General features: G+C 69.7%; 14 protein-coding genes. 11 read left to right on the top strand and 3 right to left on the bottom strand.

Annotated features, from left to right (window positions below; translation table 11 throughout):
• The first annotated feature begins 93 nt into the window (after positions 1 to 93).
• Complete coding sequence (locus QQM72_RS23220) at positions 94 to 495, top strand: S-adenosylmethionine decarboxylase family protein (protein ID WP_314222791.1); 402 nt, start codon at positions 94 to 96, stop codon at positions 493 to 495.
• Between the two features lie 10 nt (positions 496 to 505).
• Here the strand turns inward: QQM72_RS23220 and QQM72_RS23215 are convergent, their stop codons facing one another.
• Both QQM72_RS23215 and QQM72_RS23210 read right to left on the bottom strand, forming a co-directional pair.
• Positions 506 to 1,201 (bottom strand): alpha/beta fold hydrolase, encoded by a 696-nt coding sequence (locus QQM72_RS23215; protein WP_314222790.1) that lies wholly within the window; start codon positions 1,199 to 1,201, stop codon positions 506 to 508.
• Positions 1,202 to 1,213: 12 nt separating this feature from the next.
• Positions 1,214 to 2,287 carry a PIG-L deacetylase family protein gene (locus QQM72_RS23210; protein WP_314222789.1) on the bottom strand — a complete coding sequence of 358 codons (1,074 nt, stop codon included), beginning with the start codon at positions 2,285 to 2,287 and terminating at the stop codon, positions 1,214 to 1,216.
• Between the two features lie 119 nt (positions 2,288 to 2,406).
• Between QQM72_RS23210 and QQM72_RS23205 the strand changes: the two genes are divergently transcribed.
• Genes QQM72_RS23205 through QQM72_RS23190 form a run of 4 tightly spaced genes read left to right on the top strand, consistent with a single transcriptional unit; the run spans position 2,407 to position 6,537 of the window.
• The gene (locus QQM72_RS23205; protein WP_314222787.1) at positions 2,407 to 3,051 is read left to right on the top strand and encodes a hypothetical protein; all 645 of its coding nucleotides are present in this window, start codon (positions 2,407 to 2,409) and stop codon (positions 3,049 to 3,051) included.
• Complete coding sequence (locus tag QQM72_RS23200; protein WP_314222786.1) at positions 3,048 to 3,794, top strand: 4'-phosphopantetheinyl transferase family protein; 747 nt, start codon at positions 3,048 to 3,050, stop codon at positions 3,792 to 3,794. The genes QQM72_RS23205 and QQM72_RS23200 overlap by 4 nt, the downstream gene beginning before the upstream one ends.
• Before the next feature lie 56 nt (positions 3,795 to 3,850).
• Positions 3,851 to 5,593, top strand: coding sequence for a B12-binding domain-containing radical SAM protein (locus QQM72_RS23195; protein ID WP_314222785.1), 1,743 nt, complete (start codon positions 3,851 to 3,853; stop codon positions 5,591 to 5,593).
• The gene (locus QQM72_RS23190) at positions 5,590 to 6,537 is read left to right on the top strand and encodes a Gfo/Idh/MocA family protein (protein ID WP_314222784.1); all 948 of its coding nucleotides are present in this window, start codon (positions 5,590 to 5,592) and stop codon (positions 6,535 to 6,537) included. The genes QQM72_RS23195 and QQM72_RS23190 overlap by 4 nt, the downstream gene beginning before the upstream one ends.
• Here QQM72_RS23190 and QQM72_RS23185 read toward each other — a convergent pair.
• A complete protein-coding gene (locus QQM72_RS23185) occupies positions 6,519 to 7,616 on the bottom strand; it encodes a radical SAM protein (protein ID WP_314222783.1) in 1,098 nt (365 codons plus the stop codon). The genes QQM72_RS23190 and QQM72_RS23185 overlap by 19 nt on opposite strands.
• Positions 7,617 to 7,921: 305 nt before the next feature.
• Here QQM72_RS23185 and QQM72_RS23180 point away from each other — a divergent pair, with 305 nt between their 5' ends.
• From QQM72_RS23180 to QQM72_RS23155, 6 genes are all read left to right on the top strand, one after another.
• Positions 7,922 to 8,968 carry a 3-dehydroquinate synthase family protein gene (locus QQM72_RS23180; RefSeq protein WP_314222782.1) on the top strand — a complete coding sequence of 349 codons (1,047 nt, stop codon included), beginning with the start codon at positions 7,922 to 7,924 and terminating at the stop codon, positions 8,966 to 8,968.
• Positions 8,969 to 8,976: 8 nt separating this feature from the next.
• Positions 8,977 to 9,828 (top strand): shikimate dehydrogenase family protein, encoded by an 852-nt coding sequence (locus tag QQM72_RS23175; RefSeq protein ID WP_314222781.1) that lies wholly within the window; start codon positions 8,977 to 8,979, stop codon positions 9,826 to 9,828.
• Positions 9,825 to 10,976, top strand: coding sequence for an aromatic ring-hydroxylating oxygenase subunit alpha (locus QQM72_RS23170; RefSeq protein ID WP_314222780.1), 1,152 nt, complete (start codon positions 9,825 to 9,827; stop codon positions 10,974 to 10,976). Before QQM72_RS23175 ends, QQM72_RS23170 begins: the two co-directional genes overlap by 4 nt.
• Before the next feature lie 94 nt (positions 10,977 to 11,070).
• Positions 11,071 to 11,322 carry a phosphopantetheine-binding protein gene (locus QQM72_RS23165; protein WP_020129798.1) on the top strand — a complete coding sequence of 84 codons (252 nt, stop codon included), beginning with the start codon at positions 11,071 to 11,073 and terminating at the stop codon, positions 11,320 to 11,322.
• A 19-nt stretch (positions 11,323 to 11,341) separates the two neighbouring features.
• On the top strand, positions 11,342 to 12,088 hold the full coding sequence (locus tag QQM72_RS23160; protein ID WP_314222779.1) for an FkbM family methyltransferase: 747 nt from the start codon (positions 11,342 to 11,344) through the stop codon (positions 12,086 to 12,088).
• 40 nt (positions 12,089 to 12,128) lie between these two features.
• On the top strand, positions 12,129 to 13,856 hold the full coding sequence (locus QQM72_RS23155; RefSeq protein WP_314222778.1) for a carbamoyltransferase family protein: 1,728 nt from the start codon (positions 12,129 to 12,131) through the stop codon (positions 13,854 to 13,856).
• Positions 13,857 to 13,876: the final 20 nt, after the last annotated feature.

Here is a 13,876-nt window from a genome sequence, read left to right as displayed (position 1 = left end):
CCCCGCCGGGCCGTCGGTGAACCGGCCCCGCCTACCTTCCACTTCGGCCGTCAGACCAGCACATACCTATCTGAAAGGAGACGGGGGCGAGCGTTGAGCGGCCTCCGGTTCCCCATGACCAACTCCAGCAGTCCCGCCACCGAGGGAATAAACGTCGACGATCTGTGCTCGTACGCAGTCGACGTATGGGTGAGCGACCACAGCATCCTGACCGACGAACAGCGCCTCCTCAAGGTCCTGCGCACGGCCGCCGAAAAGGGAAACGCCACGGTACTCGGCGAGTCCTCGCACATCTTCCCGAACGGCGCCGTCACCGCCATCCTCCTTCTCTCCGCCTCGCACCTGAGCATCCACACCTGGCCGGAATTCAGCCTCGCCAACATCGACCTGCTCGCGTACGGCCGCCTGAACGGCGAACGGATGATGCAGAGCGTCGAGTTGGGTCTCTCGCCCACGAGGATCAACGTGACGCGCATGCTGCGCGCGGTGCACTGACCCGCGCCGTTCACAGCCATCCCGCCAGCGACGTGAGGAAGGCGTCGAAGCTGTCCCGGTGGATGGCGTGCGTGGCGTCCGGCACGGTCCGCACCTCGAACCCCCGCCGTGTCAGCTCCGCCCGCATCTCCCCGCTCACCAGTGTGCTCGGCTCCGCCGCCTGGACGAGGGAGCGGACGAGCGGCTTCTCCGGAGTGTGATCGGCGGCGCGGTACGCGGAGAGGGCGAGCGCCGACCTCTCGTCCCAGGCGTCCAGCGCCGCCAGCTCGGCCGCGACCTCCCGCTCTCCCCACTGCGGGCGCAGACTCCTGATCAGCAGCCGGGGCGCGCGCTTGAAGAGGGTGAAGACGGCCGGGTCGAGGGTGCCGTCCGGGCCGCCGAGCCGCCAGGCGGGCTCCGAGTAGACGGCACGCTCCGGCTCCAGTTCCGCCACGGCGAGCGCCAGGGCCAGTGCGCCGAGCGAATGGCCCAGGGCCAGCTCCGGGCCGCGGGGCAGTGTCTCCAGCAGGTCCTGTGCGAACAGGTGCGGCGCGTACACGCCCCGGCCGCTGCCGCCGTGACCGCGCAGGTCCACGGCGAGGACGCGATAGCCCCTTGCGGTCAGGACCGGCACCAGTTCGTGCCAGGTACGGTGGTCGGCCATGAGGCCGTGGACGAGGACGGCCACTCGGTCGCCGGTGCCCCACTCCCGTGTGTGCAGTCGCATGCCCCGCCGCCCTCACCCGGCCGCGGCGGCTTCCTCCGCCGCCGTGGCCGCCAACTCAGCGAAGACGTCGGCGGATTCCGGCAGCACCCACAGGCGTTCCGCCCACCCCGGCGCGCCGAGCCGGCGGCCGTGCCGGACGATCCGTTTCGAGACCGCCTCCAGCACCTGGAGCCGGTAGGGCCACAGGGCCTCCTGCTTGGTGCGTACCGCCGACTCCGACGCCGGGATCAGCACCGGGACCGGCGCGGCCTGCCCGTGGCCGACCGCGAGGCGGCCGGCTTCGGCCGTGGCGTCGGCGAACAGCGAGTACGGCATGTCCTCGTAGAACGCGACCCGTTCGGGCTCCAGCGTCTTGCGGGCGATCAGTTCCAGCGCGGCCTGCCGGGTCAGCACGTGGTCGACGTGCCCGCCCACGGCCAGCGGTACGAGCACCGGGCCACCGCCCGCCACCTCGGCGGCCAGGTCGGCGGTGACGCGCTCGAACAGCTCCGGCTCCGTCGCACGGGCCGCTTCCACGGCCTGCGGCTCGAGGAAGTAGCCGTCCCGCCAGGCGGCGCGGTCGGCGGCATCGGTGTGACCGAGCACGGTCAGCTCCGCACCCAGCACCCCGCACGCCACCTGCTCCTCCGCCAACAGCAGACGCGAGGCGAGCGCGGGACGGCTCTGATAGTGCGGGCGTCGCGTCCACGTCTCCTGGGAGAAGACGTCCACCACCCGGCCGCCGAACCGGGCGAGAGTTGCGCCCAGGGCGAGTTGGGCGTCGTCCGGGTGGGGAGACAGCAGGATCAGGGCGCGTGACGGCTGCGAGCGAGGCCGCGGAGCGGCGACCACCAGACCCGCCGCATGCCAGCCGGCGATCAACTCCCTTTCCTGGAGAGGCCAGGAGCGGTACGGCCGGGTGCCGTCGCACGCGTGCCACAGTTGCGCGGCAGACGAGGGGAAGAGGGCCGGATCGACCGGTTCGCCGAGGAACCGCACCTCGGCACCGTCGAAGTCGGTGTGCGGCAGCCGAATCGGCCGGTCGTCCGCCACGAGTGCGTGCGTTGTGCGCCGGACCAGGGGGACGGGGGAGGGGCGCTCTGGCATGCGCAGGAGTGTAGACCAAGGGTCGATCATGGAACTATGGGAAGGAGGAAGACAGTTGGAACACGCGACAGGTCTGTTGTCCACTCCGTGATCCGCCCGCGACGAGAGGCTCGAACAGCATGTACGTACTCACCCGGGGACTTGCTGCGCCGGAAGCCGCCCGTCTGCGAGAGGCCTGTGAGCGCACCGGACTGCCGCTGAGGCAGGCGGCGGCGCAGGACCGGCGGGAGTCGGCCGCGCACGTCGCCGACGACCTTCTCGTCGCCTTCGTGGCCGCCGAGGCGGACGGCTCGGCTCCGCCCGAACTGCGCGAGATCACCCGCGAAGGCGCCTACGCGGTCCTCGTACAGCCGGCGCCGACCGCGAAGGGCACGCTTGCGGCGGTCCGTTCGGGCGCGGGCTTCGTCATGGCCGCGCCGCTCGGCGTCGAACGCCTCGTGTCCTTCCTGACCTACCTGCGGGACGTCGCCGCCCCCGCGTCCGCCCAGATCCTCGACCTGGACGAGACCGGCGCGCTCACCACACCGTCCGCGTCCGTGCGGCTGTCGGACGCCGAGGCCAAGGCGCTGCGCGCGCTCGCCGACCGCCGGGCCGTCATCGTCCCCCGGCCCGACCTGCTGCGGCTGACCGGCGAGGACCCGCGGGACGTCATCGAGTCGCTGCGGGCCCGGTTCCGTGAGGTCGGCTCGGGCGCCCAGATCCTCAAGGTGCCGCACATGGGGTTCCGGCTCGTCGGGGAAGTGCGGCTCAAGGCCGGCGCGTGACAGCGGCGGTCATCCCTCCGCGCCCGGTGCAGGTGTGGTGGGCCCGCCTGGCCGACGCGCACCCGGACCTGGCAGGACTGCTCGATCCCGTGGAACTCGGCCGCTACGAGGCCACGGCCGATCCCGGCAACAGGCGCCGCTTCCTCGCAGGCTGTGCGGTCAGCCGGGTGGTGCTCGGCGAAATGCTCGACCTGCGGCCCGCCGACGTGCCCCTGCGGCGCGTGTGTCCGCGCTGCGGCGGGCCGCACGGCAAGGTCACGCTCGGCTTACCGGCCGGGAGCGCCCACGCGGACGTCCGCTTCTCCGTCTCGCACAGCGGGGATGTGGTCGGGTTCGCCGTCTGCCGCGGCGCGGACGTCGGGCTCGACGTCGAGGACGGCGCCGACACCGATGTGGAGAAGGTGGCCCCCCGTGTCCTCGCCGACACGGAACTGGCCGCTCTGCGCGCACGCACGCCCGCCGAACGGCCGGCGGCCTTTCTGCGCTACTGGACGCGCAAGGAGTCCGTGCTGAAGGCGATCGGCGTCGGCTTGCGTGTTCCGCTGCGCCGACTTGAGGTGTCGGATCCCAAGCTGCCACCGGCCGTGTTGAGTTGGCCTGAACAGATGGATGCACGCCAAGAAGTGCGCATGGCGGATACGGTGGTTGATACGACGCACCCCGCGTCGGTCTCGGTGACGGGAACAACCGAAGTGACACTCGTACAGCACGACACGTCGGCGATGCTCCGGGCGTGGCGGTAACTCCGTTTATTCTGCATCGACTTCTTTTACGGACCACGGGGAAGGGTTAGGGTCAGATGTCGGACGTCGTGCTGTTGACCCCGCGTGAGATAGCCACGGGGGCACTCAGCCTGAACAACCAGAACGTGACCGTCACGGACGAGGAGTACGTCCAACTCGACCCGGCACTGCGGATTTTCTACGAGAAGGTCCGGGAGAATCTCGGCCTGGCCTGCATTACCGGATACCTGCGCAATGCCGGACACTCCGTCACATCCCTCAACCTGCACGGCCGTACGCCCAGCGACGAGGCCATCATCGACCTCATCCGCCGTGAGCGCCCCCGCTTCATCGGCATCAGCATCATGTACGACCTGCACATCATCGATGCCATCCGGCTCATCCGGTGCGCCCGGATCGCCGACCCGGACGTCTTCATCGCCATCGGCGGCGCCTTCTGCACCTACAACGCGAAACTCATCGCCGAGCAGGTACCCGAGGCCGACTGCGTCACCTTCGGCGAGGGCGAGCTGACGGTCGTGGGGATCATGGACCGGCTGACCGCCGGGACCGACTGGCGGGAGACGCCCGGGCTGTTCTACCGCGACGGCGACCGGGTGCGCAGCAGCGGCATGCCCGTGCTGCCGGACCTCGGCAACCTCGTCTGGCCGGCCCGTGACGTGCTGCAGTACCACAAGGCGGCGGGCATCGCGACGCCCGTGGCCTCCACGTTCACCAGCCGAGGGTGCCACGCCAAGTGCACCTTCTGCTACGCGCCCCGCCAGCCCGGAGTGGTGGACGGCTTCTGGCGGATGCGACCGCCCGGTGACGTCGTCGACGAGATCGAGTTCCTGCAAAGGGAGTTCGGGACCCGTTTCATCTGGTTCAACGACGACAACTTCGGTGGGGCGTTCGGCGACGGCTTCGCGCACGCCGTCGAGTTCGCCGAGACCGTCCTCAGCCGTGGTCTGAAGTTCCAGTTCCACTGTGAGTTCCGGGTCGACTCCGGGCTGATCGACCACGAGGCCCTCGACCTGCTGCACCGGGCGGGGCTCTCGTCCGCGCTGCTGGGTATCGAGTCCGGGTCTCCCGGCATGCTGCGGCGGTTCAAGAAGGGCACCACGGTGGCCTACAACCTGGACGCGGCCCGCATGTTCAAGCGCAAGGGCCTCGGCCTCGACCCGGGCTGGATCATGATCGAGCCGAAGACCACCATCGACGAACTCTGGGAGAACCTCGAGTTCATCGTGGCCGCTCGGATCCACGAGGCGGACAACCCGTTCTTCCTGATCAACCGCGCCATCGCGCTGCGCGGCACCGAGATGTACGACAAGATCGAGGAGCCGCTGCCGCTGGCCGACATCGAAGGCCTGGAGGGCGACGCCTACGAGATCCTGCGCACCGCTCGCCGTGACTACCGGGTGCCGGACCCCCGCGTCGAGGCACTGTGGAGCGCGTGGAGCGAGGTCGGCGAGGAGATCAGCGACCGCAAGGAGAACGTCCTGCCGTTCATCGCCCAGAAGATCGCCCTGGGCGCCCGCCGGCTACGAGGGACGGAGCACAATCCGCGCGCCTTCCTCAGCCGCCTGCGGGCCTGGCGCAACGGGCTGCCGGAGCTGTTCCTCGCCTTCATGAACTACGGACTCGTCCTCGCCGAGACCGACCCGCCCGACCTCGCCACCCGGCTCACCGCCGATCTGCGGGACCTGGTGGCCGACTACGACGCCGAACACCTCGGCGAGTCCTTCGGGGAGTTCGGCGAGCGGGTGGAGCGCGTCTGCGGCGCCGAGGCCCTCGTCGCGGCGGGAGTGGGCCGATGACCCTGCGCTACGGAGTGGTGGGCTGTGGTCGCGTCTTCCAGCGCTATCACCTGCCCGTCGTCACCGAACACGAGGACTACACCCTCGTCGCCGCCTGCGACACCGACGCCGACAGTGCCCGCTCGGTCCTCGGCGCGGCGGCCGACGGCGTCCTGGTCACCACCAGCCTGGAGGAGTTCCTCACGGTCGGCAGGCCGGACGTGGTGGCGGTGTGCACCCCCAACGACGCCCACACCGAGCCCGTGCTCGCCGCACTCGCGGCCGGGGCGCACGTCCTGTGCGAAAAGCCGCTGGCCGCCGACGTGGCCGAGGCGCGGCACCTGGCCCGGGCGGCCGGCGCCGACCGGCTCGCGGTCAACCTGCCCTACCGCTTCCACGAGCTGGTGCCGGCGTTCCTGAAGGCGCTGCCCGAGGGCCCCTGTGAGATCACCTTGACCTTCACCACCGCCGGCCAGCGGCTGTGGCGGCCGGTGACGAACTGGTACGGCGACGCGGCGCGGGCCGGCGGCGGGGCACTGGTCGACCTCGGCGCGCACGCCCTGGACCTGCTGATCACCGTCTTCGGCCGGCCCCGCCCGCTCTCCTGCCGGGTCGACGCGGCAGGCGTGGAGGAGCGGGTCGTCGCCGACCTGGAGTTCCCGGCAGGCCATGCGAAGCTGCGCATCGATCGCCGCAGCCGGGTCATGGGCCTGACCTTGGAGGCCACCGCCGCCAGTGGCGAGAGCACCGTGCTGGACCTGCGACGCGGCGAGGTGCGCAGCGCCGCGGGCACGGTCACGGCCGAGGACCGCCGGCCCGAGCTGGCGGCGATCCGCGGCTTCCTGGACACGGTGGCGGGCCGGGCCCGGGGCCGCACGGTGGCCCCGGCGCAGGCGCTGGAGGTGCAGGAACTCATCGCGGCGCTGTACGCCGACGCCGAGTGCGATCAGGAGCTGACGCTCTGAGTGACGCCCTGTCCGGTTGCGGGGGCGTCGGAGATGACCGGCCGGAACGTCTCCTTCAGCTCCCGCAGCCGGGCGCGTGAGCGCTCCCCCGAGTACAGGTGCGTCGCGCCGATCTCCTCCTCTGTGATCCGGTCCAGGAAGAACAGGTTGATGACGTCGGACGGCGTGGCGCAGGTCTTGCAGAAGCTGAACCGCGGCCGGTCGTGCATGAACAGGTCGTAGTGCTGGTGCGAGCCGTACTGGTCGAGCAGCAACTTCCGGTCCTGTGCGAGGTTGCCCATCGGTTTGACCCAGGCGTGCGGGCATGCGGAGACGTCGCCCTGGCCGAACAGCTGGGCCATGGTCGCCGTGACGAAACAGCCGAGGGTACGCACGTTCGTCTTGAGTTGTTCGGCCATGTGTTCGACGTAGGCGCGCGGCGGCAGGACGTCCGCGAACTCGTCGTAGCGCTCCACCAGCGGCATCAGGTGGTCGCCGGGCGGCGGGCCCATGCGCTCGGCGGTGTCGCCGCGCACGGGGAAGAAGTACAGCGTGGTGCTGCCCGCGACCTCGTCGCGCAGGTACTGGGCGAACTCCAGCTGGCCCGCGTAGTTGGCGTCGGTGAGCACCGACTGGATGTCGATGCGCAGCCCGGCCTCGGCCGCCGCGTGCAGGCTGCGCATGATGACGTCGTGCAGCTTGGCCTGCTTCGGGGGCAGGCGGTGCCGGTTCAGCTCCAGCGTGTGTCCGTCCAGGGAGATGTTCAGCTGGACGTTGCCCATCGCGGCGAGGGCCTCGATGCGCCGTTCGTTGAGGAACACGCCGTTGGTGATGACCTGCACGGTCTCGTAGCGGCGGCTGGCCTCCTGGACGAACTCGGTGGACCCCTTCAGCCAGAAGAACTCACCGCCCGAGAGCCGCAGAATGGGCGCGTCCACGTGCTCGTGGTACATGTCCAGTATCTCGTGCCAGTCCTGACGGCGATCGGTGGTGAGCCGCAGCCGTGCGTCCGGCACGTTCATGAGGAGGTTGTACTCCTCGGTGAGGCAGTAGGAACAGCGCATTTGGCAGAGCTGTTCCTCGATGACCATGTCGTTCATCAGGAACGGGAGTCGACCGCCTTCCGCCGCCGAGGCGGTGAGTGCGGCACGAAACTTTTCCTTAAGGCGCATGAAAGTCCCCGTTTTGCGGTCGGCTTGGGATTTACGGCCAGGGCGCTCGACCGGTCAACCCTAACTGTTCGTCAACCGTGTAGCCATAGCACCAAGTTGGAGCTCCACGAGCGAGAAACATTCTGTACATGTGAGGAACCGGCGGTCTACACGATCTGGGGGTGGACCTTGATCGGCACCGTTGGTTAGCATGCGGTCGGTGAAGGCCGGACAGCCACGGGGGCACTGAAGGCATGAGCGCAATCCGCCGTATCGACGTCACGCTGAAAGACCACGACTACGCCGTCCATGTCGGATCCGGCGCTCGTCGACTGCTGCCGGCCGTCCTGAGGGAACTGGGCGTCGGCCGCGTCGCCCTGGTCAGCGCCGTACCGGAGCCGGAACTCCCCGACCCCGGTGTGCCGTTCACCGTCGTGCCGGTCGCCGACGGCGAGCGGCACAAGACGCTCGCGTCGGTCGAGTCGTACTGCCGCGCCTTCGTCGGGGCGGGGCTGACCCGGTCCGACGCCGTGATCGCCTGCGGCGGCGGCACGACGACGGACACCGTCGGCCTCGCCGCCGCCCTCTACCACCGCGGCATCAAGGTCGTGCACCTGCCGACCACGCTGCTCGCCCAGGTCGACGCGAGCGTCGGCGGCAAGACCGCGGTCAACCTGCCCGAGGGCAAGAACCTGGTCGGCGCCTACTGGCAGCCCAGCGCGGTGCTGTGCGACACGGACTTCCTGCACACCCTGCCCCGGCGCGAACTGCTCAGCGGATACGGGGAGATAGCCCGCTGCGCGTTCATCGGCGCAGGCGATCTGCGTGGGCTCGACCTGACCGAGCAGATCGTGGCGAGCGTGACGCTGAAGGCGTCGGTCGTCGCCCGCGACGAACGCGACCGGGGTCCGCGCCACATCCTCAACTACGGCCACACCCTCGGGCACGCCATCGAGCGGGCCACCGACTACGCCTGGCGACACGGCGAGGCGGTCGCGGTCGGCACCGTGTTCGCAGGGTTGCTCGCCGGGCGGATGGGCCGCGTCGACCAGGACCGGGTGGCCGAGCACCAGAGGATGGTGGAGAGCTTCGGACTGCCCACCTGGCTGCCGTCCGGTGTGCCCGTGGCGACCCTGGTGGAGCTGATGCGGCGCGACAAGAAGGGGCAGGACGCCGACGCCGGACTGACGTTCGTCCTGGACGGCCCCCGTGGGGTCGAGCTGGTGCCCGGGGTCGACGAGCACCTGGTCTCCTCCGTCCTGGCGGAGCTGCCTTCGGGCGCCGCCCCCACCTCGGCCTGAGGAGCGCCATGCCCGACGCCCCACCCGGCCCGAGCGCCATCTCGGGCACGACCCGGCTCTACGTGGTCCTGGGCGACCCGGTGGCCCAGGTGCGCGCCCCCGCCCTGCTGAACGACCTGTTCGCCCGTACCGCGCGGGACGCCGTGCTGGTCCCCGTGCACGTCGGCCCCGACGGCCTCGCGGAGGTGATGCGCGGGCTGCGCCGGATGCACAACCTCGACGGGATCCTCGTCACCGTGCCGCACAAGATCGAGGTGTGCCGGTACGCCGACCTGCTGGGCCCGGCCGCCGAAGTCGCCGGCAGCGCCAACGCCCTGCGCAGGAACCCCGACGGGACCTGGCTCGCCGACAACTTCGACGGCGCCGGCTTCGTCCACGGGCTGCGAGACAACGGCCACGACCCCGCGGGGGCGACCGTCGTCCTGGCCGGGGCCGGCGGCGCCGGACGGGCCGTCGCCGCGGCACTGCTCACCGCCGGCATCGCCCGGCTGCGGCTGTACGACCCCGACTCCGTCCGCCGGGAAGACGTACTGGCCCGGCTGGACGCACGCTGGCCGGGTCGCGTGACGGTCGGCGCGCAGGGCGACTTCGACGGCGACGGCGCCGACATCGCGGTGAACGCGACGCCGCTGGGTATGCGTCCCGGTGACCCGCTGCCCTTCGACCTCGCACGCCTGCCGCATGGCTGTGCGGTCGCCGACATCATCATGAAGCCGGCCGAGACCGACCTGCTCAGGGCCGCCCGGGAGAGCGGACGTCCCGTCGTGTACGGCCGCCACATGCTCGACAGCCAGGTGCTCCTCTACGAGGAGTTCTTCGCACTGCACGCACCGGAACGAAACGGGAGGTGGGAGCCGTGATCGACCATGCCCAGGCAGTGGCCCTCGCGCAGCGGGCCCTGGCGCACCTGGAGGCCGGCACGACGGACCAGGCCGACGACGTGCTGCGGGTCCCCGTCACGGAGTACCTCGACCCCGACCGGTGGCGGCGGGAGGTCGACGTCGTCTTCAAACGGGTCCCGCTCGCGCTCGCGCTCTCCGTCGAACTCCCGGGCGCCGGCTCCTACAAGGCCCTGGACGCCCTGGGCACCCCGGTCCTGCTCACCCGTGGACAGGACGGCGTCGTACGGGCGTTCCTCAATGTCTGCCGCCACCGCGGCGCCCAGCTGTGCCCGGCCGGCACCGGCACCCGGCACCGCTTCCGCTGCCCTTACCACGCCTGGGTGTACGACGACCAGGGCGGCCTCGTCGCCGTGCACAAGCCCGGCACCTTCGGCGACGTCGACACCGCCGAACTGGGGCTGCGCCCCCTGCCCGTCGTGGAGAGCCTCGGCTTCGTATGGGTGTGTCTCACCCCGGGCGCCACGATCGACCTGGACGCCTGGCTCGGGGAGTACGCGCGGGAGCTGGAGCGGCTCGAACTCGACAAGTGGCACGTCTACGAGCAGCGCGAACTGGCCGGACCCGGCTGGAAAGTCGCCTTCGACGGCTATCTGGAGAGCTACCACATCCAGGCACTGCACCGCACCACGTTCGCCCCGACGTCCACTTCCAACCTGATGGTCGTGGACTCCTTCGGGCCGCACCAGCGGATCCTGTACCCGGTCAAGTCGCTCCGGACGCTGCGGGACGTCCCGGTCGAGGACTGGGACCCCGCCCCGCACTGCGGCACCGTCTACACCGTCTTCCCCAACGTGTCGATCGCCGGCACCTGGGAAGGACACGGAGTCGTCTCCCAGATCATGCCCGGCCCGGGCGTGGACCGAAGCAGCACCGTGCAGACCATCCTGACGCGCGTGCCTCCGGTCACCGAGGAGGACCGGCGCTACACGGCGGAGTTCAGCGAACTCGTCGAAAGGGGGGTGGCGGACGAGGACTATCGCACCGGATTTGACGTACAGGCAGCTTTGTCCTCCGGGGCGAATACGCACTTTGTGTTCGGGCGCAACGAGTTGGCGTTGCAGCATCACCATCGCTGGCTGGACCGCCTGCTTGCAGACACCAACTAGACGCTGAAAGAGCAGTTTTGAGGCTTAGTCAGGATGGACAGCCTCTGACCCACCGGATAGATTGTCACTCGTCCGAACGAATGAAAGGCTGTCTGTGAACCGCGACGAAGTGCTCCAGGAGATCCACCAAATCGCCAAGGAGTTTGCCGCCTCCAGTGGTCGCACGGTGAACGAGAACAGCAGCAACTTCCTCGAAGCCTATGGATTCACCTCGTTGGACGCGCTGGAGTTCCTGCTTCTCCTCGAGGAGCGCTTCGGTGTGACCTTCGAGGACGAGGACCTCACCGAGGACACGCTCACCTCCGAGGACCGGCTGGCCGACTACGTCGTCGAACGTCTCGGCTGAGTACCGGGAGCCCCGCCATATGACACCCCCCAAGCTGACGGAAGTCGCTGAGGGATTCTCCGTGCACGCCGTCAGCGCGCTGGACGCGCGCTTTCTGTACCGCGAGATGTTCGAAGGCGGAACCTACGCCGGTATTTCCCTTCCCGACGAGCCGTTCGTCATCGACGTCGGGGCGAACATCGGGCTCTTCACGCTCTTCGTGAAGCAGCGGCGGCCCAAGGCGCGCATCGTGGCCTTCGAGCCGCTGCCCGAACTCGTCGCGGCCCTGCACGCCAACGTGGCGGAGTTCGGCCTCCACGACGTGTCCGTGCACGAGACGGCCCTGGGGAGCGAGGAGGCGGCCGGCGTGTCCTTCCGTTACTACCCGCTGCTCCCCAGCAGTTCGACGCTGTACCCGCAGGATCAGGGTCAGCTGAGGGAACTGCTGGGCAGGAGCTTTCCGCCGCGGGTCGTGGAGCGGATGTTCCAGGGACGCGAGACCACCGTCACCGTCGAACGGCTCTCCCGTCACATCGGCACCGACCGACCCGTCGATCTGCTGAAGATCGACGCGGTGGGCTCCGAACTGGAGATCCTGCGGGGTGTCGACGCGGAACTGCGCCCCTTGCTGCGCAACGTGTTCATCGACGTCCAGGACGTGCACGGCCGGGTCGCCGAACTCTGTCTGTATCTGCGGGAGATGGGCCTGGAGCCCAGTGTTCTGAAACCGCCGATGGCGGACGGAGAGGACACGCTGAACCACCTGATCCACGCCGTGCGGCCGTGACACAAGGAATCCTGCGAGCTCAAAGAGGGGGAACACCGGGATGCTGACACTCGGCCTGGGCGGGTCCAACCACGATTTCGCCGCCTGTCTCGTCTCCGACGGCGTCATCGCCGCCGGAATCGAGGAGGAGCGGGTACGCCGGGTCAAGTACTCGGTCGGAGTCAACTCGCTGTTCAACCAGTCGTGGCGGTACTGCCTCGACATGGCGCAGGCACGCCTCGCGGACGTCGACGTCATCGTCGCCGACGACACGCTGCTGGCACCCGCGTACTTTCCCTTCCGTAAGCGCATCCACCTGATACGCCATCACATGGCGCACGCCGCCAGCACCTTCTTCCCCTCGCCCTTCGAACGGGCCGCCATTCTCGTGGTCGACGGGGCGGGCAGCCTGATCGACGACCAGGGCGTGGAGACCCTCACCACCGCCGTCGGCGAGGGCACCACCATCACCGAGCTGTCCAAGGTGCTCGGCACCAACTGGTCCACCGACGGCCTCAGCGCCCTGCGGGTCTACCAGGCCGGTGACAGCGACCATTCCCTCGGCTACATGTACAAAGCGGTCAGCAAGGCCATCGGCTTCGTCCTGTACGAGAACGAGTACGAAGGCCGCCACTGGTACCTGTCCGAGGACGGCAAGACGATGGGCCTCGCGCCCTACGGAACCCCGCGCTACTGCAAGGAGTTCCGTGACTACCTCACGCTGCTGCCCGACGGCCGCTACGAACTGCACCTCAAGAACGGCGGACTGCTCGACTTCATCGAGCACGCCCTCGACGGCTACACGGGCGACGAGCGCTTCGCCCGCGCCGCCGATCTGGCCTACGCGGCCCAGGACACACTGGAGGAGACCCTCCTGCACGTTGCCCGCCGGCTCCACGCGGACACCGGGCTCACCGACCTGTGCCTGGCCGGCGGAGTCGCGCTGAACTGCGTGGCCAACGGCCGGCTCCTGCGCGAGACCCCCTTCGAGAACGTCTTCGTGCAGCCCGCCGCGGGCGACGGCGGCTGCGCCGTCGGCAACGCCTACTACGGCTACCACGTCATCGCCGGCCGGCCCCGCGAGAAGCCCGCCCGTACCGCCCAGCGCCACGCCTACCTGGGCCGCACCTACGACGACCGCGAGGTACGGGCCGCGCTCGACGCCTGCGGACTGCCCTACCGCAAAGTGGACGAGCCGTCCCGGATCGGGGCCGAACTCCTCGCACAGGGCAAGCTGCTGGGCTGGTTCACGGGCGGGTCGGAGTTCGGGCCGCGCGCCCTGGGCCACCGCAGCATCCTGGCCGATCCCCGGCGCGCCGAGATGAAGGACATCATCAACGCCCGTGTCAAGCACCGCGAGCCCTTCCGTCCCTTCGCCCCGGCGGTGCTGCGCGAGCACGCGGCCGACTACTTCGACCTGGACATCGAGTCGCCGTACATGCTGATCGTGGCCCCGGTCCGGCCCGAGAAACAGGGCGAGGTCCCGGCCATCGTGCACGTCGACGGCACCGCACGGGTGCAGACCGTGACCGCCGAGGACAACGGCGCGTACCACCGGCTGATCGCGCACTTCCACCGGTTGACCGGAGTTCCGGTGGTGCTCAACACCTCGTTCAACGACAACGGTCAGCCGATCGTCGAGACCCCGCAGCAGGCCCTCGAGTTCTACGGCGGCAGCCGGCTGGACTGGATGATCATCGAAAACTACGTGGTGGCGCACTCGGCCGACGACCTGGACGCCCTCGCGTCCTCCCCGTCGCCGACGACCGGCAGCCCCGCCACCGACTGAGACCGACTGAGAGGGACGCA

The sequence above is a fragment of the Streptomyces zaehneri genome (assembly GCF_032248645.1).
Lineage (GTDB): Bacteria > Actinomycetota > Actinomycetes > Streptomycetales > Streptomycetaceae > Streptomyces > Streptomyces coriariae.
Note: the sequence above shows the minus strand (reverse complement) of the source record. Positions and strands in the feature narration are given on the sequence as shown.

Coding starts and splice junctions, on each gene's coding strand:
- QQM72_RS23215 (WP_314222790.1), bottom strand. CDS start 1,201: ATGCGACTGCACACACGGGAGTGGGGCACCGGCGACCGAGTGGCCGTC.
- QQM72_RS23210 (WP_314222789.1), bottom strand. CDS start 2,287: ATGCCAGAGCGCCCCTCCCCCGTCCCCCTGGTCCGGCGCACAACGCAC.
- QQM72_RS23205 (WP_314222787.1), top strand. CDS start 2,407: ATGTACGTACTCACCCGGGGACTTGCTGCGCCGGAAGCCGCCCGTCTG.
- QQM72_RS23195 (WP_314222785.1), top strand. CDS start 3,851: ATGTCGGACGTCGTGCTGTTGACCCCGCGTGAGATAGCCACGGGGGCA.
- QQM72_RS23190 (WP_314222784.1), top strand. CDS start 5,590: ATGACCCTGCGCTACGGAGTGGTGGGCTGTGGTCGCGTCTTCCAGCGC.
- QQM72_RS23185 (WP_314222783.1), bottom strand. CDS start 7,616: ATGAACGACATGGTCATCGAGGAACAGCTCTGCCAAATGCGCTGTTCC.
- QQM72_RS23180 (WP_314222782.1), top strand. CDS start 7,922: ATGAGCGCAATCCGCCGTATCGACGTCACGCTGAAAGACCACGACTAC.
- QQM72_RS23175 (WP_314222781.1), top strand. CDS start 8,977: ATGCCCGACGCCCCACCCGGCCCGAGCGCCATCTCGGGCACGACCCGG.
- QQM72_RS23160 (WP_314222779.1), top strand. CDS start 11,342: ATGACACCCCCCAAGCTGACGGAAGTCGCTGAGGGATTCTCCGTGCAC.
- QQM72_RS23155 (WP_314222778.1), top strand. CDS start 12,129: ATGCTGACACTCGGCCTGGGCGGGTCCAACCACGATTTCGCCGCCTGT.